This window comes from Bacillus sp. jun7 (genome assembly GCF_051034795.1).
Classification (GTDB): domain Bacteria; phylum Bacillota; class Bacilli; order Bacillales; family Bacillaceae; genus Bacillus; species Bacillus velezensis.
This window is the reverse complement of record NZ_CP093219.1, coordinates 3,220,005-3,245,813: the sequence shown is the minus strand read 5'-3', so window position 1 is coordinate 3,245,813 and position 25,809 is coordinate 3,220,005. Positions and strand designations below refer to the sequence as shown.

The 25,809-nt window shown below is 47.1% G+C and carries 26 protein-coding genes and 2 pseudogenes; 5 read left to right on the top strand and 23 right to left on the bottom strand.

The features are described from left to right. Window positions 1-120: 120 nt before the first annotated feature. Window positions 121-357 (bottom strand): YuzB family protein, encoded by a 237-nt coding sequence (locus MJQ52_RS15990; protein WP_007408721.1) that lies wholly within the window; start codon window positions 355-357, stop codon window positions 121-123. Between the two features lie 266 nt (window positions 358-623). Here MJQ52_RS15990 and MJQ52_RS15985 point away from each other — a divergent pair, with 266 nt between their 5' ends. Continuing rightward, window positions 624-1,691, top strand: a complete 1,068-nt coding sequence (locus MJQ52_RS15985; RefSeq protein ID WP_060657594.1) for an NAD(P)/FAD-dependent oxidoreductase — start codon at window positions 624-626, stop codon at window positions 1,689-1,691. A gap of 36 nt (window positions 1,692-1,727) precedes the next feature. Here MJQ52_RS15985 and MJQ52_RS15980 read toward each other — a convergent pair whose 3' ends face one another. Beyond that, complete coding sequence (locus MJQ52_RS15980; protein WP_044052935.1) at window positions 1,728-2,054, bottom strand: YuzD family protein; 327 nt, start codon at window positions 2,052-2,054, stop codon at window positions 1,728-1,730. A gap of 79 nt (window positions 2,055-2,133) precedes the next feature. On the opposite strand from MJQ52_RS15980, the gene MJQ52_RS15975 reads away from it, so the two are divergent. After that, window positions 2,134-2,469: a NifU family protein gene (locus MJQ52_RS15975; RefSeq protein WP_169510385.1), complete on the top strand. Its 336-nt coding sequence runs from the start codon at window positions 2,134-2,136 to the stop codon at window positions 2,467-2,469. A gap of 40 nt (window positions 2,470-2,509) precedes the next feature. Here the strand turns inward: MJQ52_RS15975 and MJQ52_RS15970 are convergent, their stop codons facing one another. The 5 genes from MJQ52_RS15970 to yutH all read right to left on the bottom strand — a co-directional run bounded on the left by MJQ52_RS15970 (window position 2,510) and on the right by yutH (window position 9,093). Then, entirely contained in the window at window positions 2,510-4,486 is a 1,977-nt protein-coding gene (locus tag MJQ52_RS15970) for a S9 family peptidase (RefSeq protein WP_094247529.1), read from the bottom strand. Window positions 4,487-4,589: 103 nt separating this feature from the next. Next, entirely contained in the window at window positions 4,590-5,519 is a 930-nt protein-coding gene (gene thrB, locus MJQ52_RS15965) for a homoserine kinase (protein WP_003151940.1), read from the bottom strand. Continuing rightward, the gene (gene thrC, locus MJQ52_RS15960) at window positions 5,516-6,574 is read right to left on the bottom strand and encodes a threonine synthase (RefSeq protein WP_015387765.1); all 1,059 of its coding nucleotides are present in this window, start codon (window positions 6,572-6,574) and stop codon (window positions 5,516-5,518) included. The genes thrB and thrC overlap by 4 nt, the downstream gene beginning before the upstream one ends. Beyond that, window positions 6,574-7,875, bottom strand: coding sequence for a homoserine dehydrogenase (locus MJQ52_RS15955; protein ID WP_003151938.1), 1,302 nt, complete (start codon window positions 7,873-7,875; stop codon window positions 6,574-6,576). The genes thrC and MJQ52_RS15955 overlap by 1 nt, the downstream gene beginning before the upstream one ends. A gap of 201 nt (window positions 7,876-8,076) precedes the next feature. Continuing rightward, window positions 8,077-9,093, bottom strand: coding sequence for a spore coat putative kinase YutH (gene yutH, locus MJQ52_RS15950; protein WP_031306537.1), 1,017 nt, complete (start codon window positions 9,091-9,093; stop codon window positions 8,077-8,079). A 154-nt stretch (window positions 9,094-9,247) separates the two neighbouring features. Between yutH and MJQ52_RS15945 the strand changes: the two genes are divergently transcribed. Further along, window positions 9,248-9,748 carry a phosphatidylglycerophosphatase A family protein gene (locus tag MJQ52_RS15945; RefSeq protein ID WP_003151934.1) on the top strand — a complete coding sequence of 167 codons (501 nt, stop codon included), beginning with the start codon at window positions 9,248-9,250 and terminating at the stop codon, window positions 9,746-9,748. A gap of 26 nt (window positions 9,749-9,774) precedes the next feature. Here the strand turns inward: MJQ52_RS15945 and MJQ52_RS15940 are convergent, their stop codons facing one another. The 4 genes from MJQ52_RS15940 to lipA form a co-directional block, all read right to left on the bottom strand. Beyond that, window positions 9,775-10,545, bottom strand: coding sequence for a TIGR01457 family HAD-type hydrolase (locus MJQ52_RS15940; protein WP_003151932.1), 771 nt, complete (start codon window positions 10,543-10,545; stop codon window positions 9,775-9,777). Window positions 10,546-10,578: 33 nt separating this feature from the next. Then, the gene (locus tag MJQ52_RS15935; protein WP_003151930.1) at window positions 10,579-11,013 is read right to left on the bottom strand and encodes a DUF86 domain-containing protein; all 435 of its coding nucleotides are present in this window, start codon (window positions 11,011-11,013) and stop codon (window positions 10,579-10,581) included. A gap of 25 nt (window positions 11,014-11,038) precedes the next feature. Beyond that, on the bottom strand, window positions 11,039-11,314 hold the full coding sequence (locus tag MJQ52_RS15930; protein ID WP_003151928.1) for a YutD family protein: 276 nt from the start codon (window positions 11,312-11,314) through the stop codon (window positions 11,039-11,041). A gap of 216 nt (window positions 11,315-11,530) precedes the next feature. After that, on the bottom strand, window positions 11,531-12,427 hold the full coding sequence (lipA, locus tag MJQ52_RS15925) for a lipoyl synthase (protein WP_003151923.1): 897 nt from the start codon (window positions 12,425-12,427) through the stop codon (window positions 11,531-11,533). A 201-nt stretch (window positions 12,428-12,628) separates the two neighbouring features. Between lipA and lytH the strand changes: the two genes are divergently transcribed. Next, on the top strand, window positions 12,629-13,606 hold the full coding sequence (lytH, locus tag MJQ52_RS15920; protein ID WP_003151918.1) for an L-Ala--D-Glu endopeptidase: 978 nt from the start codon (window positions 12,629-12,631) through the stop codon (window positions 13,604-13,606). 37 nt (window positions 13,607-13,643) lie between these two features. Here lytH and yunB read toward each other — a convergent pair whose 3' ends face one another. The 6 genes from yunB to MJQ52_RS15890 form a co-directional block, all read right to left on the bottom strand. After that, on the bottom strand, window positions 13,644-14,402 hold the full coding sequence (gene yunB, locus MJQ52_RS15915; protein WP_088037303.1) for a sporulation protein YunB: 759 nt from the start codon (window positions 14,400-14,402) through the stop codon (window positions 13,644-13,646). A gap of 126 nt (window positions 14,403-14,528) precedes the next feature. After that, window positions 14,529-15,923 carry a bifunctional metallophosphatase/5'-nucleotidase gene (locus tag MJQ52_RS15910; RefSeq protein WP_060657589.1) on the bottom strand — a complete coding sequence of 465 codons (1,395 nt, stop codon included), beginning with the start codon at window positions 15,921-15,923 and terminating at the stop codon, window positions 14,529-14,531. Window positions 15,924-15,940: 17 nt separating this feature from the next. Further along, window positions 15,941-16,762: a sulfite exporter TauE/SafE family protein gene (locus MJQ52_RS15905; protein ID WP_003151913.1), complete on the bottom strand. Its 822-nt coding sequence runs from the start codon at window positions 16,760-16,762 to the stop codon at window positions 15,941-15,943. Window positions 16,763-16,781: 19 nt separating this feature from the next. Next, the gene (locus tag MJQ52_RS15900; protein ID WP_109567679.1) at window positions 16,782-17,633 is read right to left on the bottom strand and encodes a DUF72 domain-containing protein; all 852 of its coding nucleotides are present in this window, start codon (window positions 17,631-17,633) and stop codon (window positions 16,782-16,784) included. 26 nt (window positions 17,634-17,659) lie between these two features. Continuing rightward, entirely contained in the window at window positions 17,660-18,013 is a 354-nt protein-coding gene (locus MJQ52_RS15895) for a YunG family protein (RefSeq protein WP_015387759.1), read from the bottom strand. Between the two features lie 72 nt (window positions 18,014-18,085). Beyond that, window positions 18,086-19,450 (bottom strand): allantoinase, encoded by a 1,365-nt coding sequence (locus MJQ52_RS15890; RefSeq protein ID WP_191073208.1) that lies wholly within the window; start codon window positions 19,448-19,450, stop codon window positions 18,086-18,088. A 179-nt stretch (window positions 19,451-19,629) separates the two neighbouring features. Between MJQ52_RS15890 and MJQ52_RS15885 the strand changes: the two genes are divergently transcribed. Further along, the gene (locus MJQ52_RS15885; RefSeq protein WP_024085759.1) at window positions 19,630-21,225 is read left to right on the top strand and encodes a PucR family transcriptional regulator; all 1,596 of its coding nucleotides are present in this window, start codon (window positions 19,630-19,632) and stop codon (window positions 21,223-21,225) included. A 107-nt stretch (window positions 21,226-21,332) separates the two neighbouring features. On the opposite strand, the pseudogene MJQ52_RS15880 reads toward MJQ52_RS15885, so the two are convergent. The 6 genes and pseudogenes from MJQ52_RS15880 to MJQ52_RS15855 form a co-directional block, all read right to left on the bottom strand. Beyond that, window positions 21,333-21,585 (bottom strand): annotated as a pseudogene (locus tag MJQ52_RS15880) (XkdF-like putative serine protease domain-containing protein); the annotation flags it as partial. A gap of 30 nt (window positions 21,586-21,615) precedes the next feature. After that, entirely contained in the window at window positions 21,616-22,209 is a 594-nt protein-coding gene (locus tag MJQ52_RS15875) for a hypothetical protein (protein ID WP_058906324.1), read from the bottom strand. Between the two features lie 410 nt (window positions 22,210-22,619). Continuing rightward, window positions 22,620-23,366 (bottom strand): hypothetical protein, encoded by a 747-nt coding sequence (locus MJQ52_RS15870; RefSeq protein WP_094247524.1) that lies wholly within the window; start codon window positions 23,364-23,366, stop codon window positions 22,620-22,622. Further along, window positions 23,321-23,590: pseudogene (locus MJQ52_RS15865) on the bottom strand (hypothetical protein); the annotation flags it as partial. The gene MJQ52_RS15870 and the pseudogene MJQ52_RS15865, both read right to left, overlap by 46 nt. Window positions 23,591-24,228: 638 nt before the next feature. Beyond that, on the bottom strand, window positions 24,229-24,477 hold the full coding sequence (locus MJQ52_RS15860; protein WP_094247523.1) for a hypothetical protein: 249 nt from the start codon (window positions 24,475-24,477) through the stop codon (window positions 24,229-24,231). A 32-nt stretch (window positions 24,478-24,509) separates the two neighbouring features. Beyond that, entirely contained in the window at window positions 24,510-25,706 is a 1,197-nt protein-coding gene (locus MJQ52_RS15855; protein WP_007410110.1) for an MFS transporter, read from the bottom strand. Window positions 25,707-25,809 lie beyond the last annotated feature (103 nt).

The window sequence follows — 25,809 nt, the reverse complement described above, 5'->3', positions numbered from 1 at the left end:
AAATTTTATTTAAAAAAAGTCTTTATTAAGATAACAATATTTATTTTTGCTGTCTACAAATTTTTTATTTTGCCAAATCCCGGGGCGCAATAAAAAAGAGACCCCGTTCGGAGCCTCTGATTAAAACATCGGATTTTCTTCTATGAATGTATATATGTTGTCAACCAATTCAGCAGGCGTGCCCCCCGTGACCACTTCGCCGTTAACCAAGGCGAACAGGGACTCCATGCATTTTCCGCAGTAGCTTAAACAGCCGTACTCAAGCACGTCCAAGTTCGGATCCTTCTCTAAGATCTCAAGTGCTTCCTGGGAACCGCGCGCTAAATTGCTGACACAGAATTCAATCATCGGATTCATGCGGTTTCACCTCACATATGTACCTTATCCTAACGGAATTTCCTCTATTCGTCAAAGATCCGGTTTCACGCTCAATGTTATCGTAACATATTAATTCAGGTTAAAGGTTTTACTATTTCGTGCTTTCTGGTCAATTTGTAGGTTATTTTAAAACTATTATTGTGGTTTTAGATCAAATTCGATATAATTCTAGATGTTATTTTACATAGTTCGTTATTTTGTAACAATATTGACTACCATATTTTTCGGGCAAAAGGGGAATCATTATGAAAAAATTGGTCTTGATCGGCGGGGGTTACGGAAACATGCGGGTGCTGCACCGCTTACTGCCGAACCAGCTTCCGTCAGATGTATCCATCACGCTGATTGACAGAAACCCGTATCACTGCTTAAAAACAGAATATTATGCGCTCGCAGCCGGCACGATTTCTGATCATCATATCAGGGTGTCTTTTCCTGAGCATCCGAATCTGGATGTTCAATACGGTGAGGTGGCTTCCGTCGACACGAAAAACAAACAGGTTCTGTTTCATGACCGCGAACCGATTTCTTACGATGACGCGGTGATCGGACTGGGCTGCGAGGATAAGTATCATAACGTGCCCGGCGCGCCGGAACATACTTACAGCATTCAGACCATTGATCAGTCACGCGAAGCCTATCAAAAGCTGAACAACCTCGGCGCCAATGCATCTGTCGCTATCGTCGGAGCGGGATTAAGCGGCGTGGAGCTTGCCAGTGAATTAAGAGAGAGCCGTGACGACCTGAAGATTATGTTATTTGACCGGGGCGACCTGATTTTATCAAGCTTTCCGAAAAGACTCAGCAAGTACGTTCAGAAATGGTTTGAAGAACACGGCGTCACCATTATCAATAATGCGAATATTACAAAAGTGGAAGACGGCATCGTTTATAATCATGATGAAGGAATACCGGCCGATGCCATCGTGTGGACGGCGGGAATTCAGCCGAATAAAGCCGTCAGAGAACTGGATGCTGAAAAAGACCCGCAAGGCCGCATCGTTTTAACACCGCATCACAACCTTCCGGGCGATGAGCATGTTTACGTCGTCGGTGATTGCGCGAGCCTGCCGCATGCGCCGAGCGCCCAGCTGGCTGAAGCGCAGGCGGAACAAATTGTGCAGATCCTCCTGAAACGCTGGAACAATGAAGAGCTGCCGGAAACAATGCCGCAATTTAAGCTGAAAGGCGTCCTCGGTTCACTCGGAAAAAAAGCGGGCTTCGGTCTTGTCAACGACCGTCCGCTCATCGGGCGTGTGCCCCGTTTATTAAAATCAGGCCTTTTATGGATGTACAAGCATCATAACGGCTGATAAGAAAAAGCCGCTGATTGCGATCAGCGGCCATTTTTAAGAGCCCGCCACATAGCCGCGCTTTTCCATTTCTTCATATATATCTTTTAAATGCGGATTCCCTTCCCCCACAATGACATCCTCCACCAACACGAGCGGATAGAAAAATTCATCGTTCTTGATGCGCTCCGCAAGCTCTTCTGTCTCCTTTTGCTGAGGCGGTGCGTCAATATCAATATACCGCATGTTAAAAGGCTGCTCTGGGTATTTCCGTTTCAGCGCCGCCTCCAGCCATTCAAACGTATCTTTGGCGCTCGGCATATTCACGCAGCTTGCGCAAAGCGTTTCAGCGCCGTAAACACTGAGCGTAACCGGCTTTGTCATGTATATCATCCCCTTTACACCAGTATACAAAGGACGGGGCAGCTTTTGTATAAAAAACGGTTTTTATGTTCAAGTTTAAATATGCTATAATGGAGAAAGCAGCTTTGCAAACCAAACATTAGATTTTTACCGTTACTGTGAATATAATGGTTTTATGTATATGAAAGGAGCGAATCTCATGACTGAGGTTGAAATGAAAGAGCAAGTACAGGAAGTATTGGATAAATTACGTCCGTTTCTGCTTCGTGACGGCGGTGACTGTGAGCTTGTTGATGTAGACGAAGGCATTGTAAAGCTTCGCCTCCTTGGCGCATGCGGCAGCTGCCCAAGTTCAACGATTACGCTGAAAGCCGGAATTGAACGCGCCCTTCTTGAAGAAGTACCGGGTGTCGTTGAAGTAGAACAAGTATTTTAATCATAAAACCAGGCTGCATGACAGCCTGGTTTTTTTATTTTTACAAATAGTCATCAAACCATGAACAAATATAACGGATGCGTTTCATTCGCTGTTCGGGATGGCCGCTTCTCGACAGCTCATGCGTAGCTTTCGGAAATCGGATGAACGACGTCGTTTTGTTCAGTTTCTTCAACGCGGTAAAGAGCTGCTCCGCCTGCTCTATCGGACAGCGGTCATCGCGCTCACCGTGCAGGATCAAAAGCGGCGTCGAAACGCGGGATACATATTTTACAGGAGAACGATCCCACAGCTTATCCGCTTCCTCAAACAAATTATGTCCGAGCTGCCAGTCGGTAAAAAAGAAGCCGATATCGCTGACACCGTGGAAGCTGTACCAATTTGAAATGGAGCGCTGCGTGACGGCTGCTTTAAAACGGCCTGTCTGTCCGACAATCCAATTCGTCATAAACCCCCCGTAGCTTCCGCCCGTAACACCGAGACGGCCGCTGTCAATAAACGGATACGCCTGAACGGCTTCATCCACCGCCTGCATGACATCACGGTAATCTCCGCCTCCGTAATCACCCCTGACACGATTGACAAAATCCTGCCCGTAGCCGTGGCTTCCTCTCGGGTTGACATACACGACAGCATATCCTTGTGCGGCCAGCACTTGGAATTCGTGAAAATACGTATGGCCGTACATCATGTGAGGCCCGCCGTGTATGTATAGAATGAGGGGATATGTTTGACCCTCTTCAAAAACGGTGGGCTTTAAAAACCAGCCGTTTACCGTCAGCCCGTCCTTTGTTTCATATTGCAGCTTTTCCGGCACGGATATGATACGCTCCTCTATAAACCGATCATTGTCAAATGTCAATTGCTTTTCTTCCCCATTTTCAAGTGAAATGCTGTAAAGCTCGGAAGGCTGTGCGGGTTTGGCAATGACAGCGATACAGCTTTTCTGATGGGGATGAAAAGCAAAACCGTTCACGTATTCTTCTTCTAATCGGATCGGATATACGAGGCCGTCAATCGAGATATAATAAATACCGGTGCTTCCCTGCTCGCTCCCGAGAACGTAAAAACCCTGCCCGTCGTTTGTCCATACCGGCCGGGGCGTCACTCCTCCTATGATTGAATCCGCAATCAGCGCATCGCTCAAATGAACATCCAGCATGTCGGTCAGGCAGGACAGCCGCTCAGTTTTCACGTCGTACAGCCACGCTTTCTCTAAAGTCGCATTGCGAAATTCATTCTCATGGCCCAGCATCGCGATATAAGAACCGTCCGGTGAAAACACGCAGGAACCGAAAGAACCGCGGTGCGGCGTAATCTGCTTCAGGCTTCCGTCCGCCAGATTCATCAGATAGACATCGCTCGGCTTTCCGGCGTCACCCGGCTCGCATAAATTGGCGGTAAACGCAAGCTGCCTGCCATCCGGTGAAAAGGCCGCGCCATAATGATCCGCTTCATGATCCGTCAGCTGCTGAATCTCCCCCGTTTCAAGATGAATCAGCACAAGCTGTGTCCGGCTTCCGTTCAGCAGGCCCTTCCCGTCACGTTTATATGTTAATGACTGAATCTCAACCGGCTCATACTCGTCATGCTTCTTTTTTTCTTTCTCATCGGCGCGCTCCGCTGATGTCAGACTGACGGACACAAGCACGGATCTGCCGTCGGGCGCCCATATCGGATCTGATACGCCCCAAGGAATATCGGCAGCCTGTTCCGCCTCTCCGCCGGCAGCGTCGATGATGTACAGCTGAGGGATGCCGTCCTCCCTGTCAGAAACAAAGGCGAGGCGCCGACCGTCAGGCGACCACCGCGGACTTGTATGTTTATCGTCCCCGAAAGTCCACGGGTTTGAGATGCCGGATTCTGTGTCATATACCATAATAGCTGAGGAATAGGAATCCCGCTTATGATTGACTGTTGTCCGGACGTAAGCGGCTCTTCTGCCGTCAGGGGCATATTGCGGGTCTGTCACGGATACGAGAGACGCAATGTCCTCCTCGGTTATGAGTTTTTTCAAATCGTTTCTCCTCCTTTTCTTTTTTATTTCGCTTCCCTAAATAAAAATCCTTCTCCAGAAAAAGAAAACGTCCTTCTCTGATGGGAAGAACGCTTTTTTATCATTATACACTTTTCACCTGTTCTAAAGGATTCCGTTCAATTACGCTTCCTTCTGACGGGACGGTAAGCGCCGCAATCTCACAGTGAGGGAAATGCTCAGAAAGCTGTTTTCTCAGCTCTTCTCCCTTTCCTTTTTCAATCAGGACAAGAATCGTCGGTCCCGCTCCGCTCAGCGCCGTTCCGTAAGCGCCTTTCATTTCGGCCGCGTGTTCCACCTTTGAAAGCTCAGGAACAAGCATGGCGCGGTACGGCTGATGGAGGATGTCTTTTCTCATCATTTTCCCGGCGAGCGCCCAGTCATTTGACATGATCGCAGCAACGAGAAGGTTGCTGACGGCGCTTGCTTTAACGGCGCGTCGGTACGGCAGCTCTTTCGGGAGCACGTCTCTTGCGTCCCTGGTCAGAACTTCGTAAAACGGAATCACTGCCACAACATCGATATCCGCTTCGGCAACACGCACGATATGTGTTTCATCTTCTTCGTGAAGGCCGATTACAAGCCCTCCTGCAAGGGAAGCAGCGGCATTATCAGGGTGCCCCTCTTCAAGACTGGCTAAGTGCAGCTTGTCGCTTTCCGACAGCTGCAGGCCGCATAACTCATCCGCAAGCTCAATGGCGGCGACGATAGCGGCCGCGCTGCTTCCGAGACCCCGCGCAAGGGGGATGTCACTCCAAACTTTGACATGGGCGGGCGGCAGCTCTTTCTGATAGCGGTCAGCCGTCCGTTTGGCGACTTGGTAGATGAGGTTGTCCGTTCCTTGAGGGATGCCCGCGACAGTTTCGGTTTCCGCCGAGAACTGCCATTCATCGTTTCGGAAAACCGAAAGCTTCAAATATCTGCTGAGCGCCATTCCGATGGAATCAAACCCAGGTCCTAAGTTGGCGGTGCTTCCCGGAACCGTAATGGAAAACAGCATCTCCGCCTCATTCATACACGCGCCGCTCCATTTAAGTATTCCAGAATACTGTCCTCATCTGTCGGCAGCGTGATCGGTTTTATGTCAGATACGTCCACAGCCGTATTCGGATCTTTCAGGCCGTTTCCGGTCAAAACTGCGACAACCTTGCTTCCTTTTGGAATTTCACCGGATTTCACCTGTTTCAAAACGCCGGCGATGGATGCACAAGAGCCCGGCTCGGCAAATACGCCTTCTTCACGGGCAATCAGCTGATAAGCGTGAAGGATTTCTCCATCTGTGACTTCATCAATTTTTCCGGCTGATTCTTCCGCAGCGAGCACGGCTTTGTCCCAGCTGGCGGGATTCCCGATCCGGATTGCCGTCGCAACGGTTTCTGGATTTTTAATGACTTCGCCGCGGACGATAGCCGCAGAACCTTCCGCTTCAAAACCGCGCATCTTCGGAAGTCCGGTGCCGTTTTTCTCATGATATTCTTTGAACCCTTTCCAGTAGGCCGTGATATTCCCGGCATTTCCTACCGGGATCGCCAGAATGTCCGGCGCTTCGCCGAGCTGTTCGCATACTTCAAAGGCCGCTGTTTTTTGCCCTTCAATCCGGTAAGGGTTTACTGAATTCACTAATGCAATCGGTGATTTTTCACAAATCGACCGGACGATGGCCAGCGCGTCGTCAAAGTTTCCGTCAATCGCGATGATTTCCGCACCGTACATGACGGCCTGCGCAAGCTTTCCGAAGGCGATTTTCCCGTCCGGGATGATGACGATGCATTTCATGCCGGCTCTCGCCGCGTATGCGGCAGCCGCAGCGGATGTGTTGCCTGTTGAGGCGCACATGATGGTATCATTGCCTTCTTCTTTCGCTTTGGCGACCGCCATGACCATGCCGCGGTCTTTAAAAGATCCCGTCGGATTAACGCCTTCTGTTTTCACATGCAGTTCAATTCCGAGCTTTTCAGAAAGCTTCGGGAGGTGAATCAGCGGCGTATTGCCTTCATGCAATGTCAGGGCCGGCGTCCGATCCGTCACCGGCAGAAATTCTTTATATTGATGGATGAGTCCTTTCCACATTAGCTCCAACCGTTCCCTTCTACACGATATGTGCTTTTTACTTCTTGTACAACTTCTAGATCATTTAAGTTTTGCAGAATGTCACTGAAATCTTCTTCCGATGTATGATGCGTGACGATGACGATTTCCGCGAGATCGTCATGTCCTTTGATCGGCAGCTGCAGAATTTTTTCAAAGCTGACGCCGCGCTCTGAGAAGGCCGATGTGATTTTTGAAAAAGAGCCCACCTGGTCTTTGACATGAATTCTTAAAAACTGCTGGGCGTAGATATCAGACGGCTGCTTCAGATTTCTTTCAAATTGCGGGGCGACAAAGCTGTTTCCGTTTACGCCGAGACGCATGTTTTTCATGACCGCGACCAGATCGGAAACGACTGATGTCGCAGTCGGCATGCTTCCGGCTCCGGGGCCGTAAAACATCGTTTCGCCTACGGCTTCTCCGTACACGTAAACGGCATTAAACTCGTTATGCACGGCAGAGAGCGGATGATGATCCGGGAGCAGTGTCGGCTGAACGCTGACTTCGATTTTATTGTCATCACGCTGGGCGATGCCGATCAGCTTCATCGTATAGCCGAGCCGTTTGCTGAAGCTGATGTCTTCATCCGTAATCCGGGAAATTCCTTTTACCTTGACATCGTCCAGATCGACGTTCATAGAGAAGCCGAGACGGGCTAAAATCGCCATCTTGCGTGCAGCATCGAGTCCTTCTACATCGGCGGTCGGGTCCGCTTCCGCGAATCCGAGATCCTGCGCTTCCTTCAGCACTTCTTCATACGGGCTTTTTTCTTTAATCATTTTCGTTAAGATGAAGTTCGTCGTTCCGTTGACGATTCCCATCATTTTTGTGATCCGGTCAGAGGAAAGGCCTTCTTCGAGCGTGCGTAAAATCGGGATTCCGCCGGCGACACTCGCTTCATAATACAAGTCACAGCCATTTTCCTTTGCGGCGGCTAAAAGCTCTGACCCGTATACGGCGATCAGATCTTTATTTGCGGTCACAACATGTTTTTTCGCTTTCAAGGCATCAAGAAGATATTGCTTCGTCTGTTCGACACCGCCGATGACTTCAATAATCACGTCGACCTCAGGGTCATCGATCACATCATAGACTTCTGTCGTCAGCACTTCTTTCGGCAGGTCTGCGTCTCGTTTTTTATCAATATCTTTAACCAGCACTTTTTTGATCGTCACCGGACAGCCGACCTGGTGCATAAGCTTATCCTGATGATCTTGTATAATTTTGACGACTCCGCTTCCCACGGTTCCCAGTCCTAACAGTCCAATACGAATCGCTTCCAAAGAGAAACTCCACCTTTCTTCCTTTTGTCCACTAGAAAAGGACAATTGTTAACCCTTCACAGACATTTAAGTTACAAATATTATATAAGCCCGCATTTGTTTTGACAAGCGGCTGAATATTGTTTCTACGGCCATGAAAACGCTTAACACATTGATATGACAAGATTCCCTATTTTCTAAATATTTTTACGTTATATTTTCTTACGAACTGATTCCTTTTCCGAGCCACGCCACAGGCGGGACAAAAACCTGCGCCGACCTGACATTCATCATGTCGTGACATGTCTGTAAAAACTGTTCATAGCGGGTGCAGTCGGCAAGAATGTAGTCAAGCTGCTCTTCGTAAAACTGTTTTTCAGAATCATGAGAAATGTAATAGCTCTCCACCGTCTCAAAGAAATGAAGCGGAAACAGCAGGCGGCTGTAAAACAGGCGCTTGGAAAAGGAGGATAACGGCGTAACTTGCTCATATTCCTGCAAAAACAAAAACCCTTCGTTAAGCAAGTCGTCACGATGATACAAATATGTGCTGCGCATATATTCCGCAATATCACGGGCGGCATGGTCGAATACCCAATCGCCCGGAATGCGGATCAATGATTCCTCCGACCAGGTATCCCGTTCCATCCGCTGATGGCAGATTGTCCCCGAGTCTTCTGCGCCGGGATTGTCATCCAGCTCCGTATCCACTAAATATTGAATCGCATTTTCCGCTAAGCCTGAATAATAAGGAAATGCTTCGATCATTTTCTTTTCGAACGGTTCAAGCGGAGACATATGAATTTTCTGCATCCAGAATGATTCCAGCTGATCCACCCGTTTTCCCCATAAGTCCTTCCATTGGCCGATCCTGCCCGCTTCTTTCACTTCGTACGGAAAACCCCGCCCTTTTCTGTGAAATTCGGCAAGCTCCCCTCCGACAGAAAACGACCGGTTTGCGACGGGGATCGGCGCTTTTAAGAGCGCATACGTTTTGCCTTCGTCCTCAAAGGTCAGTTCTCCTTCCTTCGTAAAGATAAACACTGAAACGTATGGGTCACTTTGTTCTTGTAAATACTGACTCATGTAGTAAAGCTCCGTCAGCTCTGATTGCGAAAACCCGGAAACGGGAATAATAAGAAAGAAGGAATTAGGCGTCTGGAAGCATTGGTATTTCTGATAAACGGAAAGCTGTCTGACGTGGATGCCGTACTTTTCTTTAATGATGCTTTTCATCATAATCACCTGCCTGAAAAATTAGAGCTATTCACATCGTAGTCATACGCCGGCGGAATTATGAATACATATTGTAATCCTTTGAATCAAGTGGAGAAACATCGTACACATCGGAAGGGTGTTGTATAAACTAGTAAAAAAAGATTGGGTGAAGCAAATGTCAGAAAAGGAACAACTGAATCAGGTGGAAGCTGTCGCCAGAGCGCGTTTAAAAGAACGGGGGGTTGAGACGGACGATATTGCCGAGCTGGTGTATTTCCTTCAGAAAAAATATCATCCTGATTTGACGATGGAAGTATGCAGGCTCAATGTGGACCGTGTCATCGCAAAACGCGAGGTGCAAAACGCCATTTTAACGGGAATAGAATTAGATGTGCTCGCCGAACAAAAAAAACTGTCTGAACCGCTTCAGACCATTCTGGCGATTGATGAAAGCCTGTATGGGGTTGACGAGGTGCTCGCCTTCTCTATCGTGAATATATACGGCTCAATCGGCTTTACGAATTACGGCTACATTGACAAAGAAAAACCCGGCATTCTCGGGCGGTTAAATGATAAATCTACGGGCGAATGCCATACGTTTCTTGATGATATCGTCGGCGCAATCGCAGCAGCGGCTTCAAGCCGGCTTGCCCACAGCGCCAGAAATACAGAATAAGGACGGCCGTCATGGCCGTCCCTTTTTTATAGATGTTCAATCCATTCGGTTAAAGAGTCAATCGCATATGTCGGCTTCCGGTCGTAATCTGCCATATGCTCACGCTTTGTCACTCCGGTATGAACCAGCAGCGTATCCATGCCCGCATTGATGCCGGCCATAATATCCGTTGCATAGTTATCGCCGACCATGAGTGTTTCGGAAATATCCGTTCCGAGCACACGCATCGCCTGTTCCATAATAATCGATTCAGGCTTGCCGATAAAGACAGGCTCAACGCCCGTTGACACCGTCAAAACGGATGTGAGCGAACCGTTCCCTGGTAAAAGCCCTCTTTCAGTCGGAATGGCGACGTCGCCGTTTGTTGAAATGAACCGGGCGCCGTTTCTGATCGCAAGGCATCCCGTTGCCAACTTTTCATATGTAATGCCGCGGTCGATTCCCACAACGACAAAGTCCGCGTTTTCTTCTCCGAAGCTCAGCCCGTTTTCTTCAATGGCCTGGCGGATGCCTTCTTCGCCGATCACATACACCGACGCGTCTTTTTTCTGCTGGGCGATATGCTGCGCAGTCGCCATGCTCGTCGTGAAGACCTGCTCTTCAGTTGCCGGAATGTCAAAGCTCATCAGCTTGTCCGCCACCTGCTTCGGCGTCCGGGAAGAATTGTTCGTCACGAATAAATACGGAATGCCGCGCGCTTTAAGCGTTCTCACGAATTCACACGCTTCTTCGATTTTTTCCGTCCCGTTGTACATTGTGCCGTCCAAATCTATCAAATATCCTTTATAATCCTTCATACTCAACACTCCTGTGGATTTTCTCACTCGTTGTTATTTAAATGCGGAAACAGGCCCTAATTCTGTTTCCAGGTAGGTTCTTACACGGGCCGGAAAGGCTTTCAGCACGTCCCTGTTTGACGTGATCAGCGTAAACAGCTCCTGATGATCGGCTTGCTGATATTCCTGAACAAGCCGCTTTCTGGAAGAGATCAGCTGCTTGAGCTTATTCGCTTCATCCTCAGCTACCACCTTTTCATCCGTCAGAATATCCATGATGTCGTCATAACTCCCCGGATCGCGCATGATAAAGCCGTCAATCATATCATTTCCGACATCGAGAATGCATTCGATCATAAGATGGCTGATCCGCTCAAGCGCTCTTTTTTCGATTTCGCTCTGCCATGCGGGCGTACTGTCAAACAGCGCCAGCTGGGTCTCAAAAAAACGGAGTGTTTGTTCGATATTATTTCTGTCAACAAAATACACGTGACAGCATCCCCTTCTGCATCAATTATTTTCTGATTCGTTTTAAAACAAAATACGCGCAGCCGAAATTGCAGTATTCATAAATGTATTCGTCCAATGTGCTGATTTTCGTTTCAAAGGTTGCTTTTTGATTCTGGTCATCAAAGAAGCCTTTGAGCCGCAGCTGACTGTATCCCCAGTCTCCCACAATGTAATCATATTTATTTAATATGTCCGAATAGCGGGCTTTGAACGCTTCTTCATTAAAGCCGTTTTTAAAATCGTGTACGAGTTCAAACTCGGCATTTTGAATAAGAATCATGTCTTCACCTCTTTTATCACTCTTTACTATCATAATTCATTGACTTCTGTCCATCAATTGCAAAATGAGACGGTTCGGACGGACGGAAAAATTTTCCCCTTTTATCCAGTGTAGCGGTTCTGACGATCCTTATTCAAGAATGACTTTTTCCCTGCACAGACGGCTCCATCACAAAAAACCCAAAACCTGCGGCGTTTTGGGTTTTTTCGGCTTATCTTATGCTTGGGCCTGGCGTTTTTTAGACGCTTCGTTCACTTGTTCATCCGCATGATAGGAAGAACGGACAAGCGGGCCTGCTTCACAGTGGCTGAAGCCTTTTTGCATCGCGATTTCTTTCAGTTCGGCAAATTCGTCCGGATGATAATATTTTTGGACTTTTAAATGTTTTTTCGACGGCTGCAGGTATTGGCCGATCGCCATGATGTCGACATTGTTCGCAAGCAGGTCGTCCATCACTTCAATAATTTCTTCCTTCGTTTCGCCGAGACCGATCATAATGCTTGATTTCGTCGGGATGTCAGGCTGCATTTCTTTCGCACGGCGCAAGAATTCCAAAGAACGGTCATATGTTGCGCGGGCCCGGACTCTCGGTGTCAGGCGGCGGACGGTTTCAATGTTGTGGTTCAGAATATCAGGACGGGTATCCATTAATGTTTTCAGGTTGTCGTAATTTCCGCCCATATCGGATGGCAGCACTTCAATTGTCGTGAACGGGCTTTTTCTGCGGATCGCCCGGACCGTTTCCGCAAAGACGCCTGCTCCGCCGTCTTTCTGATCATCACGCGCCACGGCCGTGATGACGGCGTGCTTTAAGTTCATCAGTGCAACCGAATCAGCTACGCGTTCCGGTTCCTGCAGATCCAGCTCAGTCGGCAGACCCGTTTTGACAGCGCAGAAGCGGCATGCTCTCGTACAGACGGAACCGAGAATCATGAACGTCGCCGTACGTCTGACAGCCCAGCATTCATGGATGTTCGGGCATTTTGCTTCTTCACATACGGTATGCAGATTATTTTCACGCATTAATTTTTTCAGACCCGTATAGTTTTCATTCGTGTTCAGCTTTATTTTGAGCCATTCCGGCTTTCTCAGATGCTCGTCTTTCTTTGCCATTTCCCCATCATCTCCATTATCCCTTTATTCATGTTCGTGTGCGAAAAATTTCTATTTCACGATGGATATAAAACTTGCAGATTTCTATTCAATAGTCACTTTAACATAGGAAAAATTTCTCGACAAGGGAAGAGAATTACTTACATTTTCTCGGATTGTTGCCGCAAACTAGTTGTATTAATCCTGAAAGGAGATCATGTTGTGAAAGTTCTGTTATCTGCTCTTCTCCTTTTATCATTTTTCTGTCCGGCTGCAAGCGGGAAAGAACAATCGGCTCCTGTTTACGGTGAACGGATGCAGTTGTACCGCAAAGCCGAAGCAGTCACGCAGATTCCTTGGTATGTGCTTGCGGCGGTTGATCAATATGAAGAAAATGTCCGCTCGAACCGAAAGGATCTGCCGGAAAAAGCGGGAATCATCAGCATTTATATTCCGGATCATTTGTGGAGCGGGCCTGAAAATCCAAATCCTAAGGACGAGGCGCCCCTCAGCATTAAAGTATTTGACGGGATCGGCCTGGACGGCGACGGCGACGGAAAAGCCGAGGTCAGCAATGATGAGGATATCCTTTATACATTTGCACAGTATTTAGCGGGATTCGGAACGGATCTTGACCATATCCGCATCGGCCTCTGGAATTATTACCGCCGTGATCAGACGGTCGGCATTATCACCGAATTCATGACACTGTTTAAAACGTTCGGCCGCCTTGATCTCGGAGAGCACGCTTTTCCGCTTCCCGTGAAGACGGATTACAGCTACCGCAGCACATGGGGCGCCGCGCGGGGTTTCGGCGGGCGCCGGATTCACGAAGGAACGGATCTGTTCGCTCATTACGGACTCCCCGTCAGATCGACCTGCTACGGTATTGTTGAAATGAAGGGCTGGAACCGTTTCGGCGGCTGGAGAATCGGCATCAGGGATATCAATAACACGTATCACTACTTCGCTCACCTGAACGGCTTTGCAAAAGGTGTGCATAAAGGCCAGATCGTCAAACCCGGAGAGGTGATCGGCTCTGTCGGCAGTTCCGGATACGGACCGCCGGGCACCGCGGGAAAATTCCCGCCGCATCTTCACTACGGGATGTATAAAGATAACGGCAGATCGGAATGGTCTTTTGACCCGTATCCCCATTTAAGGGCATGGGAGCGAAAAGAAATCCGCAGGAAAAAGTAAACACACAGCCGCCAGGAAAGATTGCGGCTGTGTGTTTTTATTTATCTTTCTTCTGTTTTTCACTCGGCAGCTGGACAGAAGGCGTCACACCTGATCCGCCGCTTCCGTTATAAAACTGCGGCACCTCTCCTTGAATCGCTTTAATGGAGACCGGAATATTATTTGTGACGACTGATGTCTTACTGGCAAACGGAATAATGACCTTCACTTTAATTTCCACAAAAATACTGATATCGATCAGGGCATTGTTAATGCCGTACGGCTTTATTTTTGTTTTCACATCAGTTAACGCATCACCGATCAGGTTAAAGCGCACGGGGATTTTCGGCCCCAGATTTCCGAGAACGCTGTTTCCCGTGACCTGCCCAAAAGGGATGTTAATCATAATTTCATCGGCCGTTTTCGCGCCTTTTTCCGTTTCATGCTGCTTATTGTTCGACTCCGCTTCCTTCAAATGAGCCTGAAGCTGCTTTGTCACTTTCGCCTTCATGCTGTTGACCATTTGTGTATTAAAATCCATCGTTGTGACTTTTCCGTTTTCATCCGTTTTCATATCGACCATATCTTTCACATTGTCGCTGTGAGACATGTATTCTTCAATGGATTCCGTAATGACCTCTGTCGCCACCCGTTTGGTTTCCATTTCTCCTATGTTCATCAGCACCGGTTTGATTGAGGAGTTGATCATCCAGAGGCTGATGACCGTCGATATGATAAAAAAAGCAAACGACAGAAGAAGCACATATCGAAAAGGCAAAGGCCCTCTCTTGCGAAGAGCGCTCCGGTATCTAGGCAAGAAAAATCCCCCCTTACATATCACAATGTATGCTTGTAAGAGGGGACATAGTATTTTATTTTTACTCTTAAAAAGTCCCGCTTACCTTCATTCGGGTGAGATGGAACGGCCGGCGGATATTTGACATTACGGCTGCCGCGCGAGCTTCCAGGCGAGCAGATCTCTTAAAAACTCCGGCATAAAGTATTGTTTTTCTTTTGAATCGCGGATGTAAGGGAACAGCTTGCCGAGTGTAAACATGTCGAGAACGGCAACCGAGTATATCCGCTCCGGATCCACCTCTTCTCCGTTCACTTTCACATTGAGGAGATGCGTCACACCGTCTTCAAGGATGCCGGCCTCTGCCTCCGCTCCGGCATATACCATCCTGCCCATCACTTCCCCGCGGAAGCCGAGGCCTTTAATCCGCAGCTGCTCCATTTGTTCCGAGGCGGCCTGGCTGATTGTTTCCCGGAGTTCCCTGCCTGAAAGACGAACGGCGACCGGATTGATCGGATGAGGGCAGATGCGGTGCAAGTCAAGTTTTGTGACAGGCCCCTTCTGTAAAGACCCCAAAATGACGCCTGAATTCACCATGCTGACTTCACAGCCGCACCAGCTTTTCAGCGCTTCGGCTAATAGAAGCGGGAGCGGCGATTCCTCAAACCACTTCACGCCGGCTTCTTCATTCAGATTGGCGACTTGTACGGAGAGCAGGTTTTCCGCTTCCCGTTCTTTCTCTTTCAGAAAAGCCGCCGTATCTTCAGATTCCCCGTGCCAATCAGCCATTTTCTGTACAGATGCCTGTTTGCTGACAATGGTTCGTGATTCACTTTCTATCGTCAGCTCGACACAGCCGACATAGTTCCCGTATTTCTCCGCACATGCAAGCAATACGCCGTTTATGTCCTGTCCGTCCTCAAGAAGGTGGTGCGTATGTGATTCAAGAATGACATCGATGTCGGGAAATTTTTCCGCTGCGGCCCGGTCATCGATCAGGCCTAAATGAGAAAGCAGAATGATGATGTCCGCTTTGCCCTTGATATCGTCAAGTGATTCTTGAATGCTTTTTTCCGCATCCGTCACCGTCCAGCCGAGTTTTTGATAGACGGGATAATACGGCACCGTGACCCCGAGTATGCCGGCGGTCATCCCGTTTTTCAGCGTTTTGATCACGTAGGGCTCGGCCCATTCCGGCCGCTGTCCGTCCGCGTCAAACAGGTTGGACACAATGACGGGAAACGCGGCATGAGTATATAAACCCGCCAGCTCATCGTGAGGCAGCGTAATTCCTTCATTATTCCCGACGGCAGCCGCATCGATCTCAAGCCGGTTTAACAAGTCGACATTCGCTTTGCCGAAGGTCGCTTCCGTTATCATTTGAAATCGGTCCATATGATCGCCGATGTCGAATACGAGTGTTTCCTCCCCGTTTTTTTCATGCTCTTTTCTCTTCTGCTCAATATAATGTACGATTTTCGGCCAATTTTCGAAATGGCTGTGCAAATCATTCGTATGATATAAACGGAGTTTCTCTAACATACCATCTCTCCTACCTTTTAGCTGAATATCCCTTGATAAATCAATTCACAGCCGATCAAAATCAAGACGACCCGCATGAAAAGCACGATCGTTTTCGTCTGCACCCGCTTATTGACCCACGCGCCCATTTTGCCGCCGAACCACGCCCCCGGAACGAGGCACAGCGCATACAGCCAATTGACATGGCCCTCTGCGATATGTGACACGGAACCCGTCACGGAGGATAAGAAAATGATGAGCATTGACGTCGCCACAGCCACTTTCGGCGGGAACAAAAATAACAGCATCATGGCCGGAACCATAAGAGAGCCGCCGCCGATGCCGAAAAGACCGCCCAATAAACCGACGAAAAAGGCAATGGCGATACCGGTAAAAATACGGTACGAATATGTATAAAGCTCACCCGATTCATCCTCATATGTCCGGATCATGCCTTTATGCGCTTTATTGACCGGTTTTGCTTTCGCCTTCAGCATTAATGTAATAGAAATCAAAATCATAAAAAGTCCGAACCAGACGGAAAACGTATGCGCATTAAAAAGTTTAGACAAATACGCGCCGATGATGCTTCCCGGGCCGGAACCGATAAAAAAGATCAGTCCGCTTTTGTAGTCAACGGTTTTATATTTCATATAGGCCAGAGTTGATGACAGGCCCGTAAAAATAATCACCAAAAGGGACGTGCCGATGGCAGTCTGCGGTGTTACGTCATGGAAAAACGGGGTCATCGTGCTTAAATAGAGCATCGCCGGCACGATGATAATTCCTCCCCCAAGCCCGATCAGGCTGCCGACCGTTCCCGCGATAAATCCCAATATAATCAAAATAAGATAAGACATGTGTCTTGAAACCTCTTTTCTAGCTGAATAGGTCGAGCTGCTTCGGAGCAAGCCCGGTATATGAGATATCTAACATTTCAAGCATCTCAAGCCCGTTATCGGCGGCGTCTCCGCCTGAGTTATTGTTGAAGAGCACATACAGATTGCGCGACTGCTTTTTCAGCTCCTGAAGATTGTTTTTCCAATCTTTGAGCTCCTGTTTGTTATAGCGGTATAAATATCTGACCTCACGCCAGTTTTGTCCGCCGTCAGGTTTGATCCAGCCCTGCTTGTTCCGTCCGTGAAAACGGACAAGCGTTTTTTCTTCATCCGTTGCTTTCAGGACGGTCGGAATGCTGCCCTCGCCGATTTGCGGCTCGTCACATATGCTGTGAATCCAGCCTTCCTCCTTCATAAAGGAAAGCGTCTGTTCGTAAAATGGCGGGGAAAACCAAGACCGGTTGCGGAATTCAAGCGCGCACGGGATATCGCCCATCTGCTTCCTGCACCATCTTAAATATGCGACGTTTTCTTTCTTGCAGTCAAACCACGGCGGGAATTGGAACAGCACCATGGCAAGCTTTCCATGCTCTATATACGGCGATAATGACAGCTTAAACGCCTCAAACATTTCTTCCTTCGATTCAAAGGGAATATCGCCGCGCTGATGACCCGTCATTCCTTGATATGCCTTAATGACAAATTGAAAAGATTCCGGCGTCTCTTTGACCCATCTTTCGTTATTGCGGGCGGGCTGTATCGCGTAAAAGCTCGCGTCCAGCTCAACGATGGGAAAATGGGAGGAATACGCCTGCAGTTTTTGCGGGCCCGCTGTTTTAGGCGGATAGATGCTGTCATGATCCCCCCACCCCGTCAGTCCGATATAAATCACAATCCTTCACCTCTCATTCTAGTTTATCACAGGTGTTTTTCTCTTTCCGTTTCCATGTTTTTTCTGAATGCACTTTTCAGGTAACGGTATTGATGTTCATTGGTGTCCGAAAATGCCTCATCTCTGGAAGAAAGAATGTGCTGATAGACGATCGGCTCTGAAAACTGACTGCTCGTGAAATCATATATCTCCCCGTCTATTCGATTATAAAAATGCCAGCTTGTGCCGGTTTTTGTTTTGAGAATGTCACCGCCGTAAACATCTTGGATGACTAAAGCCGTCACGCCGCACTGGCCTGTGGCCGGGCAATCTTCCGTCCATTTTGTACTGGTCTTGCGCGACCAGGATGCCGTTAATATGTTCAAGATTTGATCATACAATGTGTTTTACTCCTTTTTATAAAAAGATACCACGAGACCCGCTTTCCAAACGACAAAAAAAGCCGATTCTCATCAGAGAATCGGCTCTTTTATTTCACAAGGCTTCAGGAATGTTCCGAAAGACCCGCTCTGCTTACGACCGCCATCCTGATACACACAGCGCCCCTTGCTGTAGGTCGCAGCAATTCGATATGGAAAGGTGCGGCCTTCATACAGGCTTTGCTTATGTTTGGAAAACATCGTTTCTTTTGTGACGGTAAAAGGTTCCGGCCGGACAATGGCAAAATCAGCGTCAAATCCTTCTTCAAGCCGGCCTTTATTCGTTAAACCGAAACGCTTGGCAGGTGCTTCGGCCGTCCATCGGGCCACATGTTCAAACGGAATCCCATGATCGATCGCTAATTGAATCATGCCGAGAAGCGTAAATTGGCCTCCGCTGATCCCGCCCCACGACAGGAACATATTATCCTCGCGTTTCAAAGCCGGATGACAGGGAGAATGATCCGAAGACACCATATCAATCAGGCCCTCAGCCAAAACCCCGATCAATTCCTCTTTATCAGCCTCTGAGCGGAGCGGCGGAGCGCATTTGGCGCCCGCCCCTTTTTTGAGGAAGTCTTCAAAGCTGAATAATAAGTAGTGCGGACATGTTTCAACGGTGACATCCAATCCGTCTTTTTTCGCCTGCTGAATGGAGAGCACGGCCCGTTTCGTGCTGATATGTACAAAATGAAGCGCGCATCCCGTCGCTCTTGCATATTCAATCGCCCGCTGCACAGCCTCGCATTCGGCTTCTTCCGGACGGGAGGAAGCGTAAGCGCGGGCATCAATTTTCCCTTGGAGCGCGTACTCGGCTTCAAGGAATCGGGTGAGGGCGTCGCTTTCTGCGTGCAGGGCCAAAATCCTGCCGCACGCCGCGATTTCCTTCATTCCCTTTAAAAGAGTCCGTTCATCGGCTGATTGAAATTCATCCGTTCCCGATTTAGACAGAAACGCTTTAAACCCGATTGCCCCCGCTTCTGCCATCGGCCGGATATGTTCGGTATACCCGGGCATCAAACCGCCCCAAAGCGCAAAATCAACCGCTGACTTCCGTTCGGCGATTTCCGCCTTTGCCAGCAGGTTTTCAGCAGTTACCGTTGAAGGAATGCAGTTAAGCGGCATGTCAAAATAAGCCGTACAGCCGCCGGCAGCAAGCATGTTTGAGCCGGTTTCAATGCCTTCCCATTCTTCGCGTCCGGGTTCATTGAAATGCACGTGACAATCGACCGCGCCCGGAAACACATACATGCCGTCTGCCTGCACCACTTGTTCCGCGTTTTCGTCAATGCCGGGCTCGATCAATGCAATTTTCCCGTCCTTGACGGCGATATCGGCCCGCTCTGTCCCGCCTTTTCGCACAGCTTTCGCACCCTTTACAATTACGTCATAGGCCATTTTATCTTCCTCCCTGTAAGGATGACGATTTTCTGTCAGTTTTTATCACAACATGCGTCTATGATTGCCAGTTTACTGCTACTATGATCGTAATACATCAGCAAAACCGCTATAATTTTTGATGATTTTTATTCATATTAACCAATGGTTGTCTTTAGAACCTGAAAGGAGATTGACTGATGAACATTTATGATGTAATGAAGATTCCCGCTTATGAGCGGGCCGCATTAATCGCAGGCAGATCCGGCGGCTGGAGGGAGGTGCAGCACGTCAACATGATGGATGCGCCGGACATCGCTGATTTTTTACATAAAAACGAATTGCTCGTCACGACGGCTTACCACTTGAAGGACCGCCCGCAGCTGTTGAAAGATTTAATCCGCCTCATGGCAAAACGGGGATGCGCGGGACTGGGGATCAAAACGAAGCGCTATCTTAATGTCATTCCGAAAGATGCCGCGGAGCTTGCCGACCGGTATGAATTTCCGATTATTGAGCTTCCGGAAGACATCAGGCTGGGAGATATCGTCAATGCTACACTGAGCCATATTCTTGATATGCGTTCAAATGAGCTGCAGCAGGCCATTTACGCCCATAAAAAATTTACAAACCACATCATGAGCGGCAAAGGGCTGCAATCCCTGCTTAAGAAGCTCTCAGACATCCTCCGGCTTCCCGTGCTGCTTTTGGATCAGCATACAAAACTCTTATCATCGTCCCACAGCATACCCATTGACACGTCTTTATTGAAAAACATCTGTTATTCCTTTTCCGGTCCTTATTTCACCTGCTTTTCCATGCTCTCCGACAGAAAGGCGTATTCTGTCCTGCCGATTCTGAATGTTGAAAAAAACTGCGGTTATCTGGTGATTCCGGAGCTGGTGCAGACCGCTGATAAAGGCATGATTTTGACAATTGAACAGGCGGCCAACGTCATTTCCTTTGAACTGCTGAAAGAAAATGCCGTCAAACAATTCGGCAGACGGGCGCGCAATGAATTTTTCAGCAATTTCATCGACCGCTCGTTTACCGGCCATGAAGAAATCAAAAGCCGCGCCAAAGAATTCCGGCTTCGCTGGGATCAGAAATACATGTGCATTTGCGGAAAACTCGACCGAAATGAGAAAACGATCAGCTTTACCGAAAATCAGCTCGTTTCCGATCATGTATTTGATCTGCTTGAAGGGGAGCTGTCATCCTTTCCGTTTCCCCCTCATCTCTTTATTAAAGGAAATGTCGGTATTCTTTTAATTGAAGCGACAGACAGCTGGAATGAAATGCACGCGTCTGTCATCAGCTTTTTGGAGCAGTTTCAGAAACAGGTCCGGACGCAGTTTAAACGGACTGTCTCCTTCGGCATCTCAAACATATGCCAAAAGCTGATCGATGTCCCTGACGCTTTTACTGAAGCTTCAGACGCCATTTCATCCGGGCATTTGTCCAGAAGCGCGGAGTTTATTCAAATCTATCATGCCAAAGACGTGCCGGAGCTGCTCCGCCTGCTTCCGGCGGAAGATGTGAAGAAGTTTTACGAAGCCACCCTCCAAAGCCTGGCCGATCGGCAAAAGGAGGACCAGAGCCTGCTTCATACACTGTCTGTTTACCTGGAGACCCACTGCCAGATTTCAGAAACGGCTAAGCGCCTGTACGTCCATCGAAATACGGTGATCTATCGTTTAGAAAAATGCGAGGAACTGCTCGGCAAAAGCTTAAAAGATCCGGAGACGACGATGCGCCTGCGGCTCGCGCTGAGAATGCAGCGGCTGATCGGTTAAAATTTAGCCATAGACCAGGATGCGGGTGTTCTCCCGCATCTTATTTAAGGGAGATCATTCAGCTAAATCCTCAAAAAATGCTGCCATCAAAATCCTGACGAGTATCCTTTCAGGAAGCCGTGAGCGACCTTCTCAATTTCTGCAGCTGTCATGAAATCCTCGTGAGCATCCACTGTGTCCGGCTCATAAACGATACCGTAAACAAGTTTTTGTGCGTCTGCTTCTTTCGCAAGGATCTTTACTTCCTTTTGAAAGTCAGGTTGCTTTTCTGATTTCATAAAAAAGAGGCTGCTTTTGATGAGCAGCCTTGTCTACCTAAGAAACATGTGTGGTTTTTGCGTTTACCAGTTCTCGAGACATTCTATTATTTACCTCCTTTCAAAAGAATCGTTATTCAGAGGTAAGCTGAGAAACCTTATAAGTTTCAGCAATTAATTTTAACTTTCTAACGCTCTTTCTTACATTATATTCAAACTTTTCAGCAATGTATTCTTGAGGAAAAGTACGCTTGTCAAAATGATAAACTAGATCCATTAATTTAATTAAACCCTCTGCAAACGATTCTGATACAATGTTTTGTTTTTGGAGATAATGAAGCATATCATTCATACCAATTCCATTAGTTTTTTCATCTTTAGATACAAGACTATATAAATAACTTACTCCACTATATAAACTCAACATTGATTTTTTCATAATAAGTTCTTTATCCTTCAAATCCAGTGTTTCATATGAATTTTCATTAAAGGTAACCCCTTCTGATTTAGAGGTATCTTTAATTTGTTCAGCTTCATCTATTTGAACACTAATCTGATCTAATTCTTTATCTATCATAAACTCGAATTCCCAATCTTTATATTTAATTTTAGCTAAAGTTTTAATCAAGTTTGAAACAGGGTTTTTCAATTTAATAACAATAATAGTAATCGAAACAGGCCATATGACAGATTTAATTATTGAAGAAATAAACTCCATCCAATTCATAAAAACTCCCCATTCTAAATGTAATGAGGGTATTATACTACTTTATCCCATATTTGCTAAGACTTCTCTTCAACTCTCTTGTTTTTCATCAGCTGACAAGCTTTTGTCGGCCTCTTGGCATGTTGTTCACCCCACTTTCAGAATATAAAAAGAGACACATTATTGTGTCTCACGCCTTGATCTTGACAGATTTATCTAATTTTTGGTCTAATCAGAAAAGGAGGCGATAAAATTAATGAGTAATACTAACAAAGGTTCTGATTATTCACGGAAAAATAATTCAGTAGACTCTACACCATCCCGAGTACATAGACCTCGACCTACAAGTGAGGTTCCAGTTCCGAAAGTTGAAAAAAGAGACCGGTTTTCTGTAGATGTTCCATCCTCAAGAATACGGAAAGGCAAATAATTCAATCCTCAATAGGGTTATCTGATTCATTATCAATAATTTGCGCTTTTTTAATTTCAGATTTTTTAAAAACGCCTATTTTTATACCTGCCTTAACATCTATATAACTCTTTTCAATTTTTAAATTGTACCTTTTTACGAGTTCGGTAAAATAAGTTATATCTCGTAAAACAAAGTTTCGTTCAGGCTCTAGCGGCCTGGACACTTTTTCTATATCTCCAATTATTTTTTTATCCTCATTGTCAATCTTAGAAAGTTCAACTACATTCTGCCCCTGTGACACAAAAATTTCTTCCCAAACTGTTTGGTATTTGGAAAGCCCGTTTAAGCCTCTTTTCCTACGAACCTTATTAACAGCTCCTATAACCAATTTTAAATATAGTTTAGTATAAATTCTTGCTACACAGTAACTAAAGATAAGGCTGAATACAAAAAATACTGCTATAAATGAAAAGCTGGTCAAGTGACTATTCAGGGTTGTTAGATCACCTATATAATCACCTTTAAAGTGTTCAGTTATTCCGTTAGTCTTAGTCGAATAATAGTTTAATAAGCTATTCAATATAAGAACTAATATATTGTATGTGATCAGACTCAATCCTGAGACAGGAATCCATAACAACACACTTATACCTAACATTTCAAAAGGATTGTGCTTTTGATTTGGAGTCAACCCAAACAGCTGTAACCAATAGTAACAAATTAAACCAGGAATCGTGAATATAATTGTTGATATAAATTGGTCCATATTCCCCTCCTTATATCAAAAATATAACATTTATCTGGATTTTTCCAATACTTAATCTGTTCTTTTATTTCTTTAGTTAGGCCTAGAATTTCATTATCTATCACATGCGATAGCACCCAGCTACAATTAACCCGCTCAGCGGCGGAAAGCTTTGTGTCTCGCAGATACATACAGGTTTCGCTGCTTCCTGGTATCTTGAATTCTTCGTCAACACCAACAGTCGAACACATCAAGACCAAAAACCGCTTCTGACAGGCCGCGCAAGGGGATTTTATAAAATGTCTGAAAAAGGAGGGGCGCTTCCCCTCCGTGAACCGTAATAAAGCTTCGTGTGTTGGCTAATGGCTGTCTGGATAATGGTCTCACTGTTATCCTGGAAAGATCACTTACTTCTATAAGTCTTTCTTTTTAACAGAAACCGCAGATATAGCAGCAGAAATAACTATCCGCTCCGCTTCTTATGCACTCTCTGTAACATGGGGAATTATAAAAAGGAGGGCGCGCGGAAACATAGGGGGAGCCCCCTGAATGAGTCAATTGATGGGCCCATGGATAATAATTAAATTCTTGCCGCTGATACAAATGGAATGACGGGTAATAATACAACATTTTCAACTCCTTTTCCGTACACCATATTGTACTTACCGACATCCTTTTTAGATGATTGTCTCTTGCATAATTGTGTGTTGGCCTAATTTTCGGGTTTTATGCAAAATTCATGCAGGAGAACCATCACAACATCTCCTTGTTGTCACCAATCGCCCCCTACTGAACAGTTCGTATTATTTCAATGACCCGTTTTATCAGAATGCTCTCCCCCTGCATACGAAACAGCAAGTTCCAAAACCCTGCTTTTTCCTTCTCAGCATTTACGCCGCTCAATGTTGTCACTGCCTGACTGCCTTCTTTTTTGATCAACTTCCGGCAGATCAAATTCGTCAGACTCGTCAAGCGATAAAGCTGGTTTTACTTTATCTACACCTGTTCCGGTTTCCATTCGCGCCATGCTTGAGCATGCGGAACAACTGTTTTTCCTATATGATTTTCCCTCTATGCGCATCTCTGCAATTTCAGAGATGCAGACAGCCGCAGAATAAACGACAATCAGCAAAAAGCCTCCGGATACCCGGAGGCTTTTGATTCTTATCCTTGCTGCGTGAACGGCCGGGTCTGTGTCTTTTTGCCCCAGCCAAGCGCGGCCAGAAAACTGATGGCGAGAATGGCCGCTCCCAGCATATACGGAAATTCCATATTTACATCAAAGAGAAAACCGGCGGCTGACGGTCCGGCGATATTCGCTAAGCTGATGAATGAGGTGTTCATCCCGCCGGCAAACCCCTGCTGGTCACCGGCGAGCTTCGACAGCATCGTATTAACGGCCGGCCGGAGCAGCGATGTCAGCGTCAGGAAAAAGATTGCCGCGGCAAAAACGGCCCAATATGAACCCGCAAACCGGCACCACACAAGTCCTGCAGCAGCACCGATCAACGTCACGTTAATGACGCGCTTTTCCCCGAACCTGCGGACGAGATAACTGACGCCGACCGCCTGCACAAATACGCCGATGAGACCCGCAGCCGTAATAATAAAGGCAATATCAGAGGCTTTAAATCCGTGTTTATGGTCAACGTAAAGGCCGAAAACGGATTCAAAGTTCATAATTCCGAAGTTCAGCACAAAAACCAGAATCAGCATAAACGCGAACGGCGATTTGAGCGCGCGTGACATTTGCTTAAACAGATGCTCACGTTTTTCCGTTTTTGCCCGGGCTTCCAGCTGCTTTTCACGCCCCAGCGTTTCGGGCAGAAAGAAAAATGAAAGAACGGTTGAAAAGCAGGCGAGACTTGCGGACACGATGAACGGCACAGACATGCCGTAATGAACCAAATAACCGCCGACACCGGGTCCGATGACGACACCGAGCGTCATCGCCGCGCTGAACAGCCCCATTCCTTTCCCGCGTTCTTCCTCGGTCGTAATATCCGCAATGTAAGCGAACATTGACGGCATTAAAAACGCCGCGCCCATTCCGCCCAAAAGGCGGGATGCGAACAATTGCCACAGGCTTCCGGCAAAGGCGAAGATCAATTGTGACACGGCAAAGGCGGCAATGCCGAAAATAATCAGTTTCCGCCGTCCGTATTTGTCGGTTATTTCCCCGGCAATAGGCGCAAATAAAAGCTGTGTAAGCCCCGCCGCCGCAACAAGCAGACCCATCGTGCTCCCCGTCGCTCCGAATTCGGTAATATATGCGGGCATAATCGGAATAATCAATCCGATCCCAAGCATCGCAATAAACATATTCAGCATTAAAATTGACAATCGCCCCATGTACGCCATGATTTCTTACCTTCTCCCCAGACAAACAGATGATCATTCCATATTTGTCATTTTTTATACCATTCAGTATAACGGGGAAAAGGGAAAAAAGTCCAGATGATTT